The organism is Streptomyces exfoliatus, assembly GCF_000725545.1.
GTDB classification, from domain to species: domain Bacteria; phylum Actinomycetota; class Actinomycetes; order Streptomycetales; family Streptomycetaceae; genus Streptomyces; species Streptomyces exfoliatus.
This window is the reverse complement of record NZ_JNZP01000080.1, coordinates 1-2,459: the sequence shown is the minus strand read 5'-3', so window position 1 is coordinate 2,459 and position 2,459 is coordinate 1. Positions and strand designations below refer to the sequence as shown.

Below are 2,459 nucleotides of genomic sequence, written 5' to 3'. Positions count from 1 at the left end.
GCAGCTTCTCCAGCCAGTCCGACAACACCAGTGCCTCGTCACTCGTCAGCTTGATCGTGACCTGGCTATCACTCATGCACACCCCTACGGCTCGGCCCCACCCTCGACCACACGAACCTACTGGTCCTCGACCTTGACCAAACACATAGGAGCACCCCCCGGAGCGGGTCCCTGGGTCCTACGCGCTCAGAGAGAACCGCCTCGCTGTGCTCGGCGGCGTACCGCTTCGCGGTCCTGGGGCCGGCCCTTCGGGCCGGGGTCCTGCGCTTCGCTGCGGACGGTTCGGGTCTCCGTTTCGCTCCGTACCGAACGGCCCGCTCCGCAGGCGGGGGGTGACCCCGTTCACTGGGTCCGGACCTTCGGTCCGTTGGGCCAGGTCCGCTTCGCTCCCCTGCCCCGGGTGCCTGACCCACAGCTCACTCGGGCTGGCACCCGGGCGGCCGGGGCTTTAATGCTCGCGAACCACCTTCACCAGCCGCTCGAACTGCCGCATCCGCAGACCCGTGAACGTCTCCACCCACAACGACTCGGCCCTCAACACCCCACGCATGCAAGGGAAATGCCCGCTCCGCAGCGTTCTGCAACACGCTTTAGGTAGTGGTGGCGCAGTTCGCTGAGTAGGCGCGCGTCGACAGCCCTGACGTCCCAAGGTGAGCTGCCGAACTCGGTCTACCAGGGTGAGCGGGTGTCCAGCATGCCCGGGTCGGGTTCGAAGTCCTCATTGGGCGGTGCCGGCTGGTGGAAACGCTCGGTGCGCGGAATGGTGACTTCTACCAGCCGGCCCTCCTGGAACATCCATAGCCCGAAACAGTCGTCGTCCTGGTCGCGAAGCAGAACTTGCACCGTATGCGGATGCGGCCACGGCAGCGACTCCAGGTGCCTGAGCAGGCCCTTGCGGGCACGCATTTTCTCGAACTCCAGGGCCCACCCGAACTCGTAGCCCCAGTGCCCCGCGATTGGGACAAAGCGACCTCGCCACGTGCGTTCCGGGTCGTCCTGGGTCAGCGGTTCCATCACCTCGTCCGACCAGCGGGCGAGCACGATGACCTCGGCGTCTCTACTCATGCCGGAGTATGACCGCATCCGCCTGATCCACCGCAACCAAATTCCTCAACCGGCCGACGCAGGCAAGGGGGCGGATTGGCGACCAGCTCTCAGTTCCAGCGAGCCCGACGACGGCGCCGTCGGAGAAGCTCATCTGCGCCTATGCCACGGCCCTGATCAGCTCACACAACCCATCGGACAGCCCCTAGAGCCTGCCTGGCAAATGATCACCGAGCGGGTGCATGCTCGGTCCAATTGCCTTGCCGTCCTGACGTCGGCCAGTGATTCTGGGCGGGTGCCAGGACAGGGGAAGAGAAGGCGGCGGCAAGAAAACGCGCGGCAGCGGCTTGCTGCTCGCACCGCGCCGGACGCGGGGCAGTGGGAAGTGGTCGTTGAGACACGGGACCAGGCGGAGATGCGTACGCGATTGCGTCGTCTTCAGGAGGCGGGAGTCGACGGGTCGATGATCCGGATCGACACGCTGTGCGGACGCCTGGCGGTGCCGACCACCTACCGGCTGAGCCGTTTCGCGACGGACCCCGCGCGGGAGTCCGAGCACGAGCCCTCTGATCATTGATCTTGTGGCAGGTCGAGGTGAGCTGACGGATGCGGCGTGGGAGCGGATAGAGCCCCAGTTGCCGCGGGTGGATGGGCGTGGCCGTCCGTGGCGTGATCACCGGCAGGTGGTCAACGGGGTGCTGTGGCGACTGCGACCGGGGCTCCGTGGCGCGATCTGCCCGAGCGGTACGGACCCTGGCAGACCGTCTACGAGCGGTTCGCCCGCTGGGAAGCGGACGGGACCTGGGCGAAGCTGCTGAAACACGTCCAGGTCCGCGACGACGCGGTGGCCGGGCGGAGTGGACCGTCTCTATCGACTCCACGATCAACCCTGCCCACAAGCGCGCCAGGCCCTCGGCCGGTCCCGGGGCTGGCTGACTACCAAGGTCCACCTCGCCGTCGACGGCCGGGTCCTCCGGCTATCCATCGTGCTCACGCCCGGCAACGTCAACGACGCCACCGCCTTCGGCCAGGTCCTCGACAGCATCCGCATCCCGCGCGTCGTTACGGGCCGACCTCGCACGACACCGGCGCGGGTGTTGGGCGACTTCGCCCGTCTCAAGCAGTTCCGTGCGATCGCGACAAGGTTCGACTAGCTCGCCGATCGCTACCAGGCTGGAATCGTCCTGGCAGCTCTGATCCTGTGGCTCGGCGAACCCGCCGGGTGATCATTTGTCAGACAGGCTCCAGCCGTCACTCGCGCCGTCACTGCTCGAAAGCTGTGCCAGCCCCCGTTCTCGTGCTCCGCTCCCCGAAGTGCCCGACTGATCAACCCTCGGGCGGTCGATGTGCTCGCTGCCATGCCGCCTCGAAGTCATCAGGGCCGATCTCCATGGCCACGTACTGCGGATCACGAA

1 protein-coding gene and 2 pseudogenes are annotated in these 2,459 nt (G+C 66.8%); 1 reads left to right on the top strand and 2 read right to left on the bottom strand.

Features of this window, described 5'->3' with window-relative positions; all coding sequences use genetic code 11:
* Positions 1–454: 454 nt before the first annotated feature.
* Both IO20_RS42240 and IO20_RS0134145 read right to left on the bottom strand, forming a co-directional pair.
* A pseudogene (locus tag IO20_RS42240) lies at positions 455–550 on the bottom strand (IS5/IS1182 family transposase); the annotation flags it as partial.
* A 119-nt stretch (positions 551–669) separates the two neighbouring features.
* The gene (locus tag IO20_RS0134145; protein ID WP_051894207.1) at positions 670–1,065 is read right to left on the bottom strand and encodes a hypothetical protein; all 396 of its coding nucleotides are present in this window, start codon (positions 1,063–1,065) and stop codon (positions 670–672) included.
* Between the two features lie 560 nt (positions 1,066–1,625).
* On the opposite strand from IO20_RS0134145, the pseudogene IO20_RS37970 reads away from it, so the two are divergent.
* Positions 1,626–2,370, top strand: a pseudogene (locus IO20_RS37970) (IS5 family transposase).
* Positions 2,371–2,459 lie beyond the last annotated feature (89 nt).